Origin of the sequence: Phenylobacterium sp., assembly GCF_036263695.1 — a bacterium.
In the GTDB taxonomy this organism is placed as follows: domain Bacteria; phylum Pseudomonadota; class Alphaproteobacteria; order Caulobacterales; family Caulobacteraceae; genus Phenylobacterium.
On record NZ_DATAGM010000156.1, the window covers coordinates 1 to 15,607 of the forward strand.

The 15,607-nt window shown below is 68.9% G+C and carries 12 protein-coding genes and 1 tRNA gene; 8 read left to right on the forward strand and 5 right to left on the reverse strand.

The genetic code is table 11. The features are described from left to right. The 3 genes from VHK87_RS06440 to VHK87_RS06450 all read left to right on the forward strand — a co-directional run. A partial coding sequence (locus tag VHK87_RS06440; protein WP_329634075.1) for a bifunctional aminoglycoside phosphotransferase/ATP-binding protein occupies positions 1-1,252 on the forward strand: 1,252 nt, incomplete at its 5' end. Between the two features lie 66 nt (positions 1,253-1,318). Then, positions 1,319-2,962, forward strand: a complete 1,644-nt coding sequence (locus VHK87_RS06445; protein WP_329634076.1) for a long-chain-fatty-acid--CoA ligase — start codon at positions 1,319-1,321, stop codon at positions 2,960-2,962. A gap of 13 nt (positions 2,963-2,975) precedes the next feature. After that, on the forward strand, positions 2,976-3,383 hold the full coding sequence (locus tag VHK87_RS06450; protein ID WP_329634077.1) for a hypothetical protein: 408 nt from the start codon (positions 2,976-2,978) through the stop codon (positions 3,381-3,383). A 5-nt stretch (positions 3,384-3,388) separates the two neighbouring features. Here VHK87_RS06450 and VHK87_RS06455 read toward each other — a convergent pair whose 3' ends face one another. Beyond that, positions 3,389-4,288: an MBL fold metallo-hydrolase gene (locus VHK87_RS06455; RefSeq protein WP_329634078.1), complete on the reverse strand. Its 900-nt coding sequence runs from the start codon at positions 4,286-4,288 to the stop codon at positions 3,389-3,391. 332 nt (positions 4,289-4,620) lie between these two features. Continuing rightward, a complete protein-coding gene (locus tag VHK87_RS06460; RefSeq protein ID WP_329634079.1) occupies positions 4,621-5,025 on the reverse strand; it encodes a TIGR01244 family sulfur transferase in 405 nt (134 codons plus the stop codon). A 106-nt stretch (positions 5,026-5,131) separates the two neighbouring features. Here VHK87_RS06460 and oppB point away from each other — a divergent pair, with 106 nt between their 5' ends. Beyond that, the gene (gene oppB, locus VHK87_RS06465; protein WP_329634080.1) at positions 5,132-6,055 is read left to right on the forward strand and encodes an oligopeptide ABC transporter permease OppB; all 924 of its coding nucleotides are present in this window, start codon (positions 5,132-5,134) and stop codon (positions 6,053-6,055) included. After that, positions 6,052-6,960 (forward strand): ABC transporter permease, encoded by a 909-nt coding sequence (locus VHK87_RS06470; protein WP_329634081.1) that lies wholly within the window; start codon positions 6,052-6,054, stop codon positions 6,958-6,960. Before oppB ends, VHK87_RS06470 begins: the two co-directional genes overlap by 4 nt. A gap of 4 nt (positions 6,961-6,964) precedes the next feature. Here VHK87_RS06470 and VHK87_RS06475 read toward each other — a convergent pair whose 3' ends face one another. Beyond that, positions 6,965-7,504 carry a hypothetical protein gene (locus VHK87_RS06475; protein WP_329634082.1) on the reverse strand — a complete coding sequence of 180 codons (540 nt, stop codon included), beginning with the start codon at positions 7,502-7,504 and terminating at the stop codon, positions 6,965-6,967. Positions 7,505-7,614: 110 nt separating this feature from the next. Between VHK87_RS06475 and VHK87_RS06480 the strand changes: the two genes are divergently transcribed. From VHK87_RS06480 to VHK87_RS06490, 3 genes are all read left to right on the forward strand, one after another. Beyond that, positions 7,615-9,165, forward strand: coding sequence for a peptide ABC transporter substrate-binding protein (locus tag VHK87_RS06480; protein WP_329634083.1), 1,551 nt, complete (start codon positions 7,615-7,617; stop codon positions 9,163-9,165). A 228-nt stretch (positions 9,166-9,393) separates the two neighbouring features. After that, on the forward strand, positions 9,394-12,297 hold the full coding sequence (locus VHK87_RS06485; protein WP_329634084.1) for a TonB-dependent receptor domain-containing protein: 2,904 nt from the start codon (positions 9,394-9,396) through the stop codon (positions 12,295-12,297). Positions 12,298-12,383: 86 nt separating this feature from the next. Continuing rightward, positions 12,384-13,406, forward strand: coding sequence for an aspartyl protease family protein (locus VHK87_RS06490; RefSeq protein WP_329634085.1), 1,023 nt, complete (start codon positions 12,384-12,386; stop codon positions 13,404-13,406). 6 nt (positions 13,407-13,412) lie between these two features. Here the strand turns inward: VHK87_RS06490 and sppA are convergent, their stop codons facing one another. Both sppA and VHK87_RS06500 read right to left on the reverse strand, forming a co-directional pair. Then, a complete protein-coding gene (sppA, locus tag VHK87_RS06495; RefSeq protein WP_329634086.1) occupies positions 13,413-15,185 on the reverse strand; it encodes a signal peptide peptidase SppA in 1,773 nt (590 codons plus the stop codon). A gap of 176 nt (positions 15,186-15,361) precedes the next feature. Beyond that, positions 15,362-15,438 (reverse strand) — tRNA-Pro (locus tag VHK87_RS06500). Between the last annotated feature and the right edge of the window lie 169 nt (positions 15,439-15,607).

Consider the following 15,607-nt stretch of genomic DNA (forward strand, 5'->3'; position numbering starts at 1 on the left):
GGACGGTGACCTGGCTCTCGACGGCGCCGGCGAGGTCGTGGACTACGCTCTGGAAATGCGCCGCTTCGACGAGACGGCGGTGCTGTCGGAGCGTCCCGAGGCGGTGGACGGCGATCTGGCCGAGGCGCTGGGGCGGCTGATCGCCCGGTCGCATGCCGCCGCCCCGGTGCGCCCGCAGGCCGGCGGCCTGAAGGCGCTGAAGTACACCATCGATTCCAACGCCGAGGTGCTCGGCGCCCTGACCCGGGAGCTAGGGAAGGGGGAGGTGGCCGACCTTGTCGCCCGCACTTACACAGCGCTCGAGGCAGCGACGCCGCTGCTGGAGGCGCGCAAGGCCGCAGGCTTCGGGCGGCGCTGCCATGCGGACCTGCACCTCGGAAACATCCTGCTGGAGGACGGCCGGCCGGTGCTGTTCGACTGCATCGAGTTCAACGACCAGCTGTCGGACATCGACGTTCAGTACGACATCGCCTTCCTGTTGATGGACCTGGCCTTCCGCGGACGAGGAGAGGCGGGCGCGCGGGTGCTCTCCACCTGGCTCGACGAGTCGGCGCGGACCTTCGGGCCAGAGGTGTTCGACGGCCTGGCCGTCCTGCCGCTGATGCTGTCGGTGCGCGCGGCGGTGCGGGCGCATGTGGCGGTCCACAGCGGTGATGTGGAGCGCGGCCGGGACTACATCGCCGCGGCGCGCGCCCACCTCTCCCCGCCACCGCCCAGGCTGGCGGCGGTCGGCGGCCTCTCGGGAGCGGGCAAGAGCACCTTCGCCCGGGCCGCGGCCCCGACTCTCGGCGCGCCGCCTGGCGCGGTGGTGCTGCGCACCGACGAGGTCCGCAAGCGGCTGGCGGGCGTCGATCCGCTGGAGCGGCTGCCGGCCGAGGCCTACGCGCCGGAGTTTTATTCGGCGGTCTACGACGCCGTATTCGACGCCGCCGAGCGGATGCTGAGGGCCGGGTGGTCGGTGGTGCTGGACGCCAGCTTCGTGGACGAGGCGGTGCGGCGGCGGGCCGAAGCGCTGGCGCGGGAGCTGGAAGTCCCCTTCGATGGCCTTTGGCTGCAGGCCCCCACTGTGGTGCTGGAGTCGCGGGTGCGCGAGCGGTCGGCGGACGCCTCGGACGCCACCGTCGAGACCATCGCCATGCAGCAGGCGCGAAACCTTGGCCGTATTGACTGGTTGATCATGGACGTGGCCGATGGCGCTGAGGCCGCGGCGGCGTCATGGGCTTCCCGCCGGGGGCTCGGCGGGGCTAAGTGACTGTCGATCATTGGGTAAGCCCCGGACGGGCCGCAAGAATGCGCCGCCGGGGAGCTGGAGGAAACGATGCAAGGGCTGATGCAGGACTGGCCGCTGACGGTCGACAAGATCCTCGACCACGCCAAAGCCTGGCACGGCGGTCGCGAAATCGTCAGCCGCTCCGTCGAGGGGCCGATCGTGCGGACGACCTACGCCGAGGCGCATGTGCGGGCCAAACGGCTGTCGAACGCGCTGAAGGGGCTCGGCGTCGAGGTTGGCGACCGGGTCGCGACCCTGGCGTGGAACACTGCTCGGCACCTGGAGGCGTGGTACGCGATCATGGGCATCGGCGCGGTCTGCCACACGCTGAACCCGCGCCTGTTCGCCGAGCAGCTCTGCTACATCATCAACCACGCCGAAGATAAGGTCCTCTTCACCGACCTGACCTTCCTGCCGATCCTGACGCAGCACCGCGACCAGCTGCCGAGCGTGAAGCACTACGTGATCATGACCGAGCGCGAGGGCATGAAGGGCGTCGATTTCCCGGGCGCCCTCTGCTTCGAAGACCTGGTCGAGCAGAACGGCCCCGACTGCGCCTGGGGCGGCTTCGACGAGAACACCGCCGCGGGGCTCTGCTACACCTCGGGCACGACGGGCAACCCCAAGGGAGTGCTCTACTCCCACCGTTCCAACTTCCTGCACACCCTGGTGACGATGGGCGTCGACGTGCTGGCTATCTCGGCCAAGGACGTCGTGCTGCCGGTGGTGCCGATGTTCCACGCCAACGCCTGGGGCATCGCCTTCTCGGCCCCCGCGGCGGGCGCCAAGCTGGTGATGCCGGGCCAGAAGCTGGACGGCGCCTCCGTGCACGAGCTCCTGGAGAGCGAAGGCGTCACCTTCTCGGCCGCGGTGCCGACCGTGTGGCAGATGCTGCTGGCCCACCTGCGCGAAACGGGCGGCAAGCTGACGACCCTGAAGCGGGTGGTCATCGGCGGCTCGGCGGTGCCGGAGGCCATCGTCCGCGGCTTCCGGGACGAGTTCGGCGTCGAGGTGACCCACGCCTGGGGCATGACCGAGACCAGCCCGCTTGGCACCCAGTCGACGCCCAACGCCGCCATCGCCGCCATGCCGCCGGAGGAGCAGCTGCGCTACCGTCTCAAGCAGGGCCGCCCGCCGGTCAGCGTCGAGCTGAAGCTGGTGGACGACGAGAACAAGCGCCTGCCGCACGACGGGTCGACCTTCGGCAAGCTGAAGGTGAAGGGGCCGTTCGTGGTGCGCGAATACTTCCGCGGCGACGGCGGCGAGATCCTCGATCCGGAGGGCTTCTTCGACACCGGCGACGTCTCGACCATCGACGAGCACGGCTTCATGCAGATCACCGACCGGGCCAAGGACGTCATCAAATCCGGCGGCGAGTGGATCAGCACCATCGAGATCGAGAACCTGGCGACCGGCCACCCGAAGGCGCTGCTGGCCGCGGTGATTGGCGTCGCCCACCCCAAGTGGGACGAGCGGCCGCTGCTGCTGGTCAAGCTCAAGGAGGGCGAGAGCGCCACCAAGCAGGAGTTCCTCGACTTCCTGGAGGGCAAGATCGCCAAGTGGTGGATGCCCGACGACGTGGTGTTCGTCGACGAGATCCCGCTGGGGGCCACGGGCAAGATCGACAAGAAAGTGATCCGCCAGACCTTCCAGGACTATGTCCTGCCGACGGCCCAGCCGGTGAAGGCGTAGGGGGGCGGCGGCCGTGGCGTTCGATGCTCAGACGGTGCTGCGCAACGTGCCCGAGTCGCGGCCTCGCAACCGCAGCCGGCGCCCGACCCTGAAGTTCGTTCGGCGGGGCCTGAACCTGGCCATCGTGCTGGCGCTGGGCCCGTCGATCCTGATGGCCGTGGCCGGCGTCGGGGTCTGGGCCGGGCTGATGGACTGGGCCGAGGGCTTCGCCGCCTTCGCCGCCTGGGCCTCTCCGAGGCTGGCGCTGGTCACCGTCATCACCGGCGTGCTGGCGCTGATGGGCGCCATCTTCGCCGACTTCGACCGCATGTGGCTGCGAGCCCTGCTGGCGCTCACCATCAGCGCCGCCACCATCGCCGGCTACGTCTGGAGCCGGGCCGCGCCGCCGGCGGCCGCGGCGGCGGCCGACGCGGTGAAGTAAACCGGTCAGGCCGGCCGATACTCACCGTCGATCGACGCCTCGCCGTCGGTGACCAGCCGGCCTTGCCGGACGAGGTCGATCATATGGCCGAACACCGAGCGGGCGGCGGCCGGGTGCAGCCGCGGGTCCACGTCCGCGTAGAGCACCGGGACCATGTCCCGGATCCGGTGGTAGCCGTCCCGCACCGCCTTCTCCACCTGAGCCTCACGCGAGCGGCGGTGGGCGATATAGGCGTCGATGAAGGGGGTGACGTCGCGCACCGGCGGGCCGTGGGTCGGCCACAGGGTCGAAAAGCCCCGCGACTTGATGAGGTCCAGGCTGCGGAAGTAGTCGCTCATGTCCCCGTCCGGCGGGGTGATCACCGTCGTCGACCAGCCCATGATGTGGTCGCCGGTGAAGCAGGCGTTCTCTTCCTTCAGCGCGTAGCAGATGTGGTTCGAGGTGTGGCCGGGGGTGGCGATCGCCTCCACCGTCCAGCCCTTGCCCTCGATCACCTGGCCGCCGCCGCACAGGCTGACGTCCGGCGCAAAGCCGAGGTCGTGGCCGGCCTCCGTCCGCACCTTGGAGTCGTCGGCCACCGCCTTGTCCTCCACCGCGCACCCGTAGATCGGCGCGCCGGTTCGCTCCTGCAGCGGCTTCGCCAGTGGAGAGTGGTCGGAGTGGTGGTGGGTGATCAGGATGTGGGTGACCCGCTCGCCCTCGACGGCGGCCAAGATGGCCTCCAGGTGCTCGGGCTGGTCTGGGCCGGGGTCGATCACCGCCACCTGGCCGCGGCCGACGATGTAGGTGCCGGTGCCGGTGAAGGTGAACGGCCCGGGATTGTTGGCCACCACCCGCCGGATCAGCGGCGAGACCTCGTCGCAGCGGCCGTATTCGAACTGGATGTCGCGCACATAGGGGATCATGGCGGCCGACCCTAAGCCGCGGCCCGGGTCTTGCCTAGCGGCTGTGCGACAGCCCTTCGGGAGGCGCTCTTGCTGGCGGATGCGGCGATATTTGTCTCGAAACGGCTCCAGCGGGCCTGTTTCGCCGTGATCTGTCTCGTTTGGGCGCAGCTCGCCCTGGCGGCCTGCGAGCCGCCGGCGGGCGTCGTGCGGATCGAGCTCTCGCCGCACGGCTGAGTTTGCGCTCTCTTCCGGGGGGAGGAGGGCGCCTGGCGAGCGCGCGCAGTCCGCGCACGCCGTCGGCGCGTCGGCGAGCCGTCTGGAGGCGGGCGGCCGCCGGCGCGTCCGATCGTCTAGAGCACGTTCGAGAGGTCGTAGCCGGCTTCGGCGCCCAGCCGCTGCAGCTCGGCCCGCTCGCGCGCGCCGGCCTGCGCCTGGCCGACCGCCCAGGTGACGATGGAGCGGGTGCCCGAGCGGCAGTAGGCCAGCACGGGGCCGTCCGCGCTCTCCAGCAGCCGGCGCTCGCCCTCGATCTGTTCGGGCGTCGGCATGCCGCGCACCGGGATGTGGACATAGGCCAGCCCTGCGGCGGCGGCGGCCGCCTCGATCTCGCGGCTGGTCGGCTGGCCGGGCTCCTCGCCGTCGGGGCGATTGTTGATGATGGTGCGGAAGCCTTGCCGGGCGGCCGTCTCCACATCGTCCACGGTTATCTGGGGACTGACCGACAGCTGGTCGGTGACGCGTCGGAACTGGGCCATGTCGCTGGTTCGCCGGAGGAAACGGGAGGGTTCGTTGACATCATCGGGGGCGGATGAAAGTTTCGCAACGCCCGGGCCCCGGAAGGCCCTTCGCCGCGAGCCCTAGATGTTGCGTTTCATAGGCCGCCGCCTGCTGGTGGCCATACCGACCCTCTTCCTGGTCGTCACCGTCGCCTTCTTCATGATGCGCGCGGCGCCCGGCTCGCCGTTCGACCTGGACCGCAAGCTGTCTCCCGAGATCGAGCGCAACGTGAAGGCCAAGTACGGCCTCGATAAGCCGCTGCACGAACAATACTTCGCCTACCTGGGCGACGCCGTGCGCGGCGATTTCGGCCCGTCGTTGAAGTACAGGGACAAGACGGTCCTCGACATCCTCAAGGAGAACTACCCCGTCAGCCTGCGGATCGGCGGCTACGCCATCATCCTGGCCTCCATCATCGGGGTGGCGTTGGGCGTCGTGGCGGCGCTTCGGCAGAACCGGCCGGCGGACTACGGGGTGATGACGGTGGCCATCTTGGGGGTCTGCATCCCCACCTTCGTCACCGCCCCGGTGCTGATTCTGTTCTTCGCCTCCAAGCTGCAGCTGCTGCCCAACGGGGGGTGGAACAACGGGGCGCTCAAGAACCTGATCCTGCCGGTGATCGTGCTGGCCCTGCCGCAGATCGCGATCATCTCGCGCCTGACCCGGGCCGGGATGGTCGAGGTGCTGCACTCCAACTACGTCCGCACCGCTCGGGCCAAGGGCCTGCCTGAGCACCGCATCGTCACCAAGCACGCCTTGCGCGCGGCCCTGCTGCCGCTGGTCAGCTACCTGGGCCCGGCCTGCGCCGGCCTGCTGACCGGCTCCCTTGTGGTTGAGCAGATCTTCAACCTGCCGGGGCTGGGCAAGTTCTTCGTCATCTCCGCCATGCAGCGCGACTACACGGTGGTCATGGGCATGGTGATCTTCTACGCCGCCCTGATCCTCGTCCTGAACCTGATCGCCGACCTGCTCTATGCGGCCCTCGACCCGCGCGTGAAGCTCGCATGACCAGCACCGTCTTCACGCCCGGCTCGCGGGCCGGCGCCGAACTCATGGAGCGCGCCGTCAAGGGCCGCAGCCTGTGGGACGACGCCCGCCGCCGGCTGATGCGCAACAAAGCCGCGGTCACCGGCATGGTGGTCCTGGGCCTGCTGGTGCTGGCCGCCGCCTTCGGGCCGCTGTTCGTGCCCTTCACCTACGACCAGGTGAACAAGCCGGACGTCTGGTCCCCGCCGCTGAGCAACGGCCATCTGATGGGCGCGGACGCGCTAGGCCGCGACGTGCTGGCCCGGTTGCTGATCGGCCTTAGGGTGTCGCTGGCGATCGGCTTCGTGGCGACCTTCGTCTCGCTGCTCATCGGGGTCGCCTGGGGGGCCATCGCCGGCTACGTGGGCGGGCGGCTGGACGAGGCGATGATGCGCATCGTCGACGTGCTCTACTCGCTGCCCTTCATCTTCTTCGTGATCCTGCTGATGGTCACCTTCGGCCGGAACTTCATCCTGATCTTCGTCGCCATCGGCGCCGTCGAGTGGCTGACCATGAGCCGCATCGTGCGCGGCCAGACGCTGTCGCTGAAGCAGAAGGAGTTCATCGAGGCCGCGCGCGCGGCGGGCCTGTCGCAAGGCTCCATCATCCGCCGCCACATCGTGCCGAACCTGCTGGGGCCGGTAGTGGTCTATGTGACCCTGACCATCCCCGCGGTGATTCTGGCGGAGAGCTTCCTGAGCTTCCTGGGCCTCGGCGTTCAGCCGCCGATGGCCTCGCTGGGCACGCTGATTTCCCAGGGCGCGCTGGAGATGGAGCTGGCGCCCTGGCTGCTGATCTTCCCGTCGCTGACGATGGTGCTGACGCTGCTCTGCTTCAACTTCATCGGCGACGGCCTTCGGGACGCGATCGACCCGAAGGACCGCTGAGCCGCTATTTCACCCGTCGCGCGCGGACCGCCCTCTGACCGTCCAGGTTCATGAAGAAGCTGCCGAGCGCGGCCTTGCGGATCTCCGCCTTGGAGCCGGACCTGGGGGAACGCGGCACGGACTCGCTATCGATCTGCTCCCAGACCGCGCCGTCGCTCAGCACCACGACCCACTTCCCGTTGGAGTTCTGGTAGGCGCGGTCCACCTGGGCGGTGAGGCGGTCGACCTCCTCCGGCCGGCCGGTGCGGTCGAAGATCGACAGCGACGGCAGGCTGAAGCCAAAGGCCTGGCGGCGGGCGGCTTGCGCCTGGGCGCGACTGACGACGACGATCTCGCCGCTCTTCTCGGCTTCCGCCAGCTGGGCGGCGGCCGCGTCGAAGCAGGCCAGCCGCTGGGTGGTGTCGGCGAGCGCACGGCAGGCGACGAGCGCCTCGAACTGCGCGGCCCGGGGCGAATCGTCCGCCCGCCCCTGAGCTGCGGCCATGGCCGGCGCCGCCAGCACGAGAACGGCCGCAAGCTTCAAGCCGCTTTGAAAGTGTGGCATCGGTGCCCCCCATGAAGTTCGCGTTGCGCATCAAAGACCTCGGCCGCGCCGGAGGCAAACTGGCTGCAACAGGCCTTGCAGTGGCAGCATTGGGCGCCTGTTCGCAAGAGGTGTCGCGCCCGGCCTGCCCTGCGGACGAGGTCTGCCTGGTTATCGGCAACGGCCCCGAGCCGATTTCGCTCGACCCGCACAAGATCAACGGCATCTGGGAATCGCGCATCCTGTCCGATGTGCTGGTCGGCCTGACCGAGGACGCGCCCGACGGCACGCCGGTGCCCGGCATGGCCGAGCGCTGGGAGACCTCCGCCGACGGGCTGGTGTGGACCTTCTACCTGCGCGATGCGACCTGGTCGGACGGCGTGCCGGTGACCGCCGACGACTTCGTTTTCTCGCTCCGGCGGATCCTCGATCCCAAGACCGCCTCCGAATACGCCAGCCTGCTCTACTTCATTAAAGGCTCGCAGCCGGTGAACGAGGGCAAGGCGCCGCCCGAATCCCTCGGCGTGCGCGCGCTCGGGCCCAAGGTGCTGGAGATCACTCTGGAGCGCCCGGCGCCCTACCTGCCGGAGATCGCCAAGCACCAGACGATGCAGCCGGTGCCCAAGCACATGGTCGAGAAGTACGGCGACCAGTGGACCCGCCCCGACCGCTATGTCTCCAACGGGCCCTACGTCATCAAGGAGTGGCGGCTCGGCGACTATGTGAAGGCGGTGAAGAACCCCAGGTTCTTCGACGCGGCCAGCGTCTGCGTGGATCAGGTTTATTTCTACCCGACGACGGACGCCGTGGCCGCCGAGCGGCGGGTGCGGCGCGGCGAGCTGGACCTCAACACCACCATCCAGTCGAATCGCACCGCCTTCCTGAAGCAGGAAATCCCCGAGTGGGTCCACACCGAGACCTACCTGACGGTCGCCTACCTGGCTTTCAACGCCAACCTGCCGCCGTTCAAGGATCCGCGGGTGCGACGGGCGCTGAACATGTCCATCGACCGTGAGTTCATCGCCGAGAAGATCCTGCGGGCCGGGCAGAAGCCGGCCTACACCTTCGTCCCGCCGGGGGTGGCCAACTATTCCCAGGCCACGCCGCCGGAGTGGGCTGCCTGGCCGCTCGATCGGCGACAGGCCGAGGCCCGCCGGCTGCTGGCCCAGGCCGGCTACGGCCCGGGCGGCCGCAAGCTGACCTTCGAGATCAAACACCGCGGCAGCACCGAGATCCCGCTGCAGATGGCCGCCATCCAGGCCGACTGGAAGGCGATCGGCGTCGACGCCAAGCTGGTGCAGAACGAGACCCAGATCGCCTACGCCGCCTACCGCGCCCGCGACTTCGATGTCGCCGACGCCGGCTGGGTGGCCGACTACAACGACCCGATGAGCTTCCTGTACCTGATGAGATCCGACTCCGGGCCGCAGAACTACGGCGACTATCGCAATCCGGCCTACGATGACCTTCTGAACAAGGCCGACCGCGAACCCGACGTCAACAAGCGGGCCGAATACCTTCGTCAGGCGGAGACCATCCTGCTCGCCGATGACAATGTGGTCCCCACGACCTTCGGCGTCAGCCGGAACCTGGTGAACCCGAAGATCACCGGCTGGGTCGACAACATCGTCGACCGCCATCCGACCCGTTACCTATGCGTTAAGGGCGAAAAGGGCCGCTAGGCGGCAACAATCGTGCGCGAGCGGGCTCTGAAGCAGCAATCTGTGACCAGAAAGCGACAGCTTGGCGCCAAGAGGATTACGCAGCCGTAATCCTCGTTGACCCTTCGGGGGTAACCTCCGTAACTCCGCCGTAACCGCGGCCAATCTCGGCCCCGGGTTCGACCTTTGACTGTGGGGAGCGGGCATCGCCGCCTTCTGGGCCTGGCGGACCGCTGGAGGATCACAACCTTGAGAACGACATCCAATCGCGGGCGTCTGCTGGCGTCGTCGATGCTGATGGGCGCTGTGGCTGCGGCGCTCGCGGCCGCGCCGGCCATGGCCCAAGAGGGCGCCGAGGTCGAGGAGCTGGTCGTCACCGGCTCCCGCATCGTCCGTCCGAACCTGGAATCGCCGACGCCGGTGACGGTGGCGACGACCGAGCGCCTGGAGAACCAAGGCCTGGAGAACATCTCCGACGCCCTGGTCACCCTGCCGCAGTTCGCTCCGTCCTTCGGCGGCTCCCGGACCCAGTCGACCTTCTCGGGCACGACCTCGTCGGGCCTGAACACGGTCAACCTGCGTAACCTGGGTTCGCAACGCTCGCTCGTGCTGATCAACGGCCGTCGCGCGCCGTCCGGAACCATCTTCGACAACTCGGTCGACCTGAACACCATTCCGTCGGCGAACATTTCGCGCATCGACATCATGACGGGCGGCGCCTCGGCCGTTTACGGCGCGGACGCCGTGTCGGGTGTGGTGAACGTCATCACCGACAAGGAATTCGAAGGCTTCGAGGCCGGCTTCTCCTACGGCGCCTCGCTCGCCCACCACGACAACATCAACCCGACGGCCTTCGCGCGCTTCGGCGCCAGCTTCGACCGCGGCCACGCGGGCGTGACGGTTCAGTACGACTACCAGGGCCTGGTGAGCTGCGCCGATCGTTACCTCTGCGAGACGGACTTCTTCTGGTCGCCCCCCGCCGCACCGCGCCGCGATCCGGGCGTCCGTTCGGGCGTGCCGCTGACCGGCCGCTACTTCGTCGAGGGCGCTCCGTCCTCCAGCTATACGTTTGTGGGCGGCTCGGTCGTGCCGTTCGCCGTCACGTCTCACGGTTATAACCGTAACGCTCAACGCACCCTGGCCATCCCGACCGAGCGGATCATGGTCGCGGCCGACGCTGACTTCGAACTCACCGAAGGGATGAACGCCTTCGTCGAAGTGAATTATGGCTCGTCCGAAACCGACGCGCCCTTCGAAGCTCACCCGTTCTCGTCGGACACCGACCTGGTTTCGGGCGTGCTCGAGCCGTCGATCCCCGCCAACTATCCGTTCTTCCCGACCGAACTCGCCGCCCTGGTGCTCGCCTCCGGCGACGACGAGATCACCTGGTGGCAGCGCTTCCAGGATCTGGGCGGCCGCGGCGCGCAGAACCTGCGTCAGACCGTTCGCGTGGTCGCCGGCGTTGAGGGCGACTTCGACAACCTGTTCGGCATCGGCAGCGACTGGCGCTACGAGGCGTCGTACGTCTTCGGCCGTACGACTCTAGACGCGGTCACCGAAGGCCTCGTCGCGCGTGACGCCCTCTACCACGGCCTGCGCCTCGAGCCGACCGCGCCCGGCGCCACCACCTACCAGTGCGTCGATGCGGTCGCACGGGCCCAAGGCTGCGTGCCGATCAATCCGTTCGACGGCTATAGCGACGCAGAGCGGGCCTATCTGGTCCGCAGCGGCGGCGTCCGCTCGGAAGCGCAGCTCGAAAACGCGCTGGCCTTCCTGTCCGGCTCGCTCTTCGAACTGCCCGCCGGTCCGCTCCAGGCCACGCTCGGTGTCGAGTCCCGCCGCATCACCGCGTTCGAGGACTACTCGACCGACATCAACCTCGGCCTGACCACCGGCAACCAGATCAGCGACTCGGAAGAGACCACCTTCACCACGGACGAAATCTTCACCGAAGTCGTCGTCCCGGTGCTGCGTGACATGCCGTTCGCCAAGGAGCTGACGCTCGAAGGCGCCTACCGCTGGTCGGACGCCAACGTCGGCGGCAAGTACGAAACCTACAAGTACGGCTTCCAGTGGGAGCCGGTCAGCGGCGTCCGCGCCCGCGTCATGCAGAACCGCGCGGTCCGAGCTCCGGTGCTCGGCGAAGTGACGGGCGTCGCCCAGACCTTCGGTGTGGTCGACGACCCCTGCATCCTGTGGGGCTCGAGCACCAACGCGACCCTGCGCGCTAACTGCCAGGCGGCGGGCGTTCCGGCGGACTACGATCCGCCGCTCACCGTCATCCAGGGCGTCACCGGCTTCGTCGGCGGCAACCCGGATCTGATGCCCGAAATCGCCGACACGCTCACCTACGGTGTGGTGCTGCAGGCCGGGCGGTTCGACTTCATGCCCGAGATCTTCAGCGACCTGACCGTGTCGGTCGACCGCTTCGAGATCGAGCTCGAGGGCCTGATCAGCACCATCGGCCGTCAGGACATCGCGCAGCTCTGCTACACCACCTCCGGTCCGCAGCGTGACGTGTTCTGTGACGCGATCACCCGCGGCACCGACCCGGCCGTTCCGGGCGCGAACTACGTGCTCACCGCGGTCGACGACCAGCTGCAGAACATCTCCTCGCTCGAGCTCTCGGGCGTGGACCTGGAGGTGAACTGGGGCTTCGACTGGGGTCAGATGTTCTCGGCCGCCGACAACTGGGGCCGGTTCAGCGTCAGCTCGATCTGGACCTTCTACGACAAGGTGAAGGAAGTCCCGATCCCCGGCTCCGACCCGATCGACTTCCTCGGCGCGGCCGGCGGCTCGACCTCGGACCAGGGCTGGCTCGAAACCCAGGGCAACACCACGTTCACCTGGCAGGTGGGCAAGTGGAAGACCTCGTGGGTGGCCCGCTACATCGGCGAAGCTAAGAGCGCCCCGGCCGACCTGTTCGGCGAGGACGCCATCGTGGACATCGACGACCACTGGTACCACGACCTGAGCCTGCGGGTTGCGGTCACCGACCAGGTCGAGGCCTACGGCGGCATCACCAACCTGTTCGACCAGGAGCCGCCGTTCTTCCCGACCAGCCAGTCGGGGACCCAGGCGCTGGACACCATCCCGGCCTACTACGACGTCTTCGGGCGGTCGGCGTTCGTCGGGATCAAGGTCCGCTTCTAAGCCGGACCTTCAGGTCAACCAACGAAGAGCGGCGGAGCAATCCGCCGCTCTTTTCGTTTGCGCCCGAACCGCCCTAGCCTTCCGAGGTGAACCGCAAGCCTTCCAGCCTCACCGCCGGCGCCTGGTCGAGGCGCACGGCCCTCTCGGGCCTGCTCGCCGCGGGCGGCTGCGCCGTCGCGCCGGCGGCGATGGTCAATCTCGTTCAGGCCCCTCCCTCGCCCGGCCCCGATGGGCAAATGCTGGAGACCGCCTTCGACGCGACAACCCGGATGACCGTGCCGGTCCGGCTGGAAGGGAAGGGGCCGCTGGAGTTCGTCGTCGACACTGGCGCCAACGTCTCGGTTGTCGCCCGCGAGATCGCCCAGCAGCTGGGCCTGCCGAACATCGGCCAGGCGCTGGTGCACGGCATCGCTGGATCTCAGCTAACCGACCTGACCCAGGTGCGTAAGCTGAACGTCGGCACGATTTCAGAGCCCGTTCCGAGGATGCCGATAATGCCGCGCGGGCGACTTGGCGCCGACGGACTGCTCGGCATGGACATACTGCGCGGTCGCCGTCTGATCATGGACTACAGGAACCGGCGGCTCGATATCGCCCGCTCGGGCCCGCGGCCTAGCGCCATGCCGACCTTCAGCCTTGGCGGTGTTCGCCAGGGGCGCGATCCGTTGTTCGTGGTCCCGGCCCGCATCCGCTTCGGCCAGCTGATCATCGTGGATGCCGAAATCGCCGGGGTGAAGGTCGTCGCCTTCCTCGATTCCGGCTCACAGAACACGGTCGGCAACGGGGCGCTGAAGGCGGCCGTGGCGCGCCGCAACACCGGCTTCGCCGAGCGGCTCTACAAGGCGCCGCTGATCAGCGCCACCGGCCAGACGATGGTCGGTGAGATCGCCGCCATGCCGCCCCTGCGGCTCGGCGGCCTGCTGGTGGGCAACATGAGCATCGCCTTTGCGGACCTGCACATCTTCACGCTGTGGGAGCTGACCGAGCGGCCGGCCCTGCTGGTCGGCGCCGACGTGCTGCGCCAGTTCAACAGCGTCGAGATCGACTACGGCCGGCGGCTGGTCACCTTCCGCCCCCCGGCCGAGTACATGCGGCGCAACGTGCGCTGAGGCGGCTCAGCGGACCGGCGTCGGCGACAGCACCAGGGCCCGGCCTTGCGCCATGCGCGCCCGGGCCACCTCGTCCAGCAGCGCTTCGGCCCGCGGATCGCCCATCAGCCAGGCGGCCGCCGCCAGCGTGCGGGCCGAGGCGGCGCTGACGCCGAGAAGCTGTTCGAGCGCTTCGAACGGCGAGTCCTGCGGGCTCATCCGCTTCAACCTTACATCGCCCTCCAGCCCGGCCAGCGCCTTGGCCTTCTCGACGGCCTGGTAGAAGCCGCCGACCTCGTCCACCAGCCCGAGCTCGCGGGCCTGCGCCCCGGTCCAGACGCGGCCGCGGGCGATCTCGCGCACCCGCTCGACCGGCAGGTTCCGGCCCTTGGCGACGCGGGCGACGAAGTTCTCGTAGATCTGATCCATCCACCGGCCGAAGGCGACCTCGTCCTCCGGGCCGAAGCCCTGGCCGAGGCTGTAGGCGTCCGCGTAGCCGCCGCCGACGCTGGTCTGCCGCAGATCGACGCCGAATCGCTCCAGCGCCGGCCCGAGCGCCAGCTTGCCGCCGTAGACGCCGATGGAGCCGGTGAGCGTCGTCGGCTGGGCGATGATCGATGAGGCCTCGCTGGCGATCCAGTAGCCGCCTGAGGCCGCGTAGGTCCCCATGCTGACCACCACCGGCTTCCTGGCCGCCTTGGCGGCGCGCACGGCCGCGGCGATCTGCTCGGAGGCGGTGTCGGAGCCGCCCGGCGAGTTCACCCGCAGGACGATCGCCTTCACGTCGTCGTCGTCGACGGCCTCGTAGATCGCATCGGCGATCTCGTCGGCGTAGATGGTCGAGCCGCCGGTGAGCGGGTTGGCGACCCCGTTCTCGCCGGTGACGATGGCGCCCTCGCCCTCGACCACCGCGATCGCCTGGCCGGTCTCGTCGCGGCGCCGGCCCTGGTTCAGGTAGTCCTCGAAGTCGACCAGCTTGGCCTCGCCGCCGGCCTTGCCGAGCAGCGCCGTTTCGGCGTCCTTCACCTGGCCGACCTTGTCGATCAGCCCCTGCCGCAGGGCCTCTTCGGCGAGATGGGGGCCGGCTTCCAGCGCCGCCTGCAGCGCCGCCGGGTCCTTCTTGCGGTCTAGGGCGGCGGTGACCACGGCGCTGCGGTAAATGGAGCCCATCCAGGACAGCTGCGCCTCGCGGTGCTCGGGCGTGTAGTCGCTGTAGAGGTACTGGTTGACGGCGTTCTTGTACTCCTGGCGCTGCTCGAACTCGGCCTCGACGCCGTACTTGTCGAAGGCGCGCTTGAGGAACACGTCCTCGGTGGCCAGGCCCGTCACCTGCAGCGCGGCGGCCGGCTGCATCCAGAACTCGTCGGCGGCCGCGCCCAGCATGTAGGTCGAGGTGACCACGCCGGCCGGGTAGATGCCCTGGCTGTGGGCGAACACCGGCTTGCCGGCGGCGCGGAAGCGCTTCAGCGCCAGGCGCAGCTCGTCGGCCGCGGCGGGCGCGACGCCGCTCTCCGGCAGCCGCACCAGCACGCCCTTGACCCGCCCGTCGGTCTCCGCCCGGCGCAGGCTCTCGATGACGCTCATCACCGACATCGACCGGCTGCCCCAGGAGATCAGCGGGTTCTGGGCGTCCTGGTCGGTCAGCCCGTTGCGCAGATCGAGCTCCAGCACCGCCTGGGCCGGCAGCGGCTCAGGCCTGGCCGCCGAGGCCGCCATCATCACCAGCAGGACGGGTACGCCGATGACGAAGATGACCAGGCCAGCGAACACGCCGGCCATGGTGATGAGGAACTGCTTCATGGGTGTGCTTGGCCGCCCCGGGGCAAGAGATCGCGCGTCCGTATATCGGCCGTCGGCGAGGGCAAGGGAAGGGGGCCGCTGCGGCCGAGCTCAAACAGACTCAGCACGCGGACCGAGGAGGGTGCGCCGCCGCCCGGCCGGCGGATCGGTCCGGTCGGGATCCGGACCCTGCAAGTTGGTCGGAGTGGCAGGATTCGAACCTGCGACCCCCGCGTCCCGAACACGGTGCTCTACCAGACTGAGCTACACTCCGACTTGGGAGGGCGCCTTATAGAGGAGCGACTTGGGGCTCGCAAGCAGCGTCGGGGCGTTGCATCGGCGCAGGGCTTGCGCTATCTCGACGCCTCGCCGCGGGGGCGCCCCCGCCGCCGTTCCTGCTGGGGAATGGTGTAATGGTAACACTGCGGTTTTTGGTACCGTCA